The sequence below is a fragment of the bacterium genome (genome assembly GCA_024224155.1).
GTDB lineage: Bacteria > Acidobacteriota > Thermoanaerobaculia > Multivoradales > JAHEKO01 > CALZIK01.
On record JAAENP010000459.1, the window covers coordinates 1 to 1253 of the forward strand.

At 61.5% G+C, this 1253-nt stretch carries 1 protein-coding gene; it reads right to left on the reverse strand.

The features are described from left to right. Positions 1-22 precede the first annotated feature (22 nt). On the reverse strand, positions 23-1253 hold a 1231-nt coding region (locus tag GY769_22310; protein ID MCP4204652.1), incomplete at its 5' end, for a tetratricopeptide repeat protein.

The window sequence follows — 1253 nt, forward strand, 5'->3', positions numbered from 1 at the left end:
AGCGGCTCGCCGGCCTTGGCGCTCAGGACTGCAGACCCACGAGGAAGTCGCGCGTGCGCTTCGCCTCGCGCGTCAAACCGCTTGCTTCCCATTGCTCGAGAGCCTTTTCCAGCTCTGTTTGAGCGGCGGTTATATTGTTTCGATCGTAGTAGTGCTTGGCCAACGCAACCCGGGAGCGGGCGGCTTCCAACTGGTGGCTTCCATCCTCCAGCGTCGCCACGCTTTGCATCAAATGCGTTTCGGCCTCGTCCGGCCGCGGCGTCTCGAGCGCGTCGAGGGCTTGGCCCCAAGATCGTTGGATGAGCCCTAGAGGAATGAGTGGGATCTCCGTGGTGCCCTCAGCCAGTCCGATGACTTCTTCGAGACGCCCCGCTCCGAGAGCGACTTCGGCCCTCGCGGCAAGAAACCAGTCACCATGAAGGTGAAGTCTTCCACCGAGCTCCTTCGCGATCTGCTGTGACCGAGCCATGCTCTCGGACGCCGAATCGTGGTCTTTCATACGACTTTCAGCCCAGCCACGCCAACCGTATGCGTAAGAGAGAAGCACCCGGTCGTTGGATTGTTCGGCTATTTCAGCCAGCCTGTCGGCGCACTCGAGGGCACTGGGCAACTCGTCAGCGAAAAGGTACGCGCCGGCCAGGGGGCTGCGGGATGCGGCACTCTCGGTGAGTGATTTCAGCTCCTGTGCTTTGTCGACGGCCCTCTCCGCTTCGGAGATACCGGCTGAGGGATCGCCCATGGCTACGACCAAGAAGCCATGGATGGCCGACGCGTTGACCCACTCCCTCCAGCTGCCCGTTTTCTCGAGCAGCGGTAGCGCCTCACGGATCAGTTTTTCAGCTTCGGGGTATTGACCCCGCATGGCAGTCGCCTGGCCGACCGCCAGTGACGGCAGGGCGAGAAGCTCCTGATCATCGAGCTCCCTTGCGACCGGTAGCACTTGCTCGAAATAGTCGGTGGCTTCTCGATAGGCAGCATGCATGTAATGAATCCGGCCGAGCCAATAGTGGATTTGCGCCAGACGCAATCTATCTTCAGCTGCTCCGTAGCCGTCTACCAGATCCTGAACCAGTCTCTCCGCTTCCTGCGCGCGCTCGAGGAGCTCTTCAGGCGGGTCGGACAACCAGGATACCACGCACACCTTGACGCTCGTATCCACGCGACGGCGGCGATTCTCCACAGTGTCCGGAAGATGCTTGTGAGCTCGCTCGGCCCAGCGATAGATCTTCCTGGCTTCGGCGCTCGCGCACAGG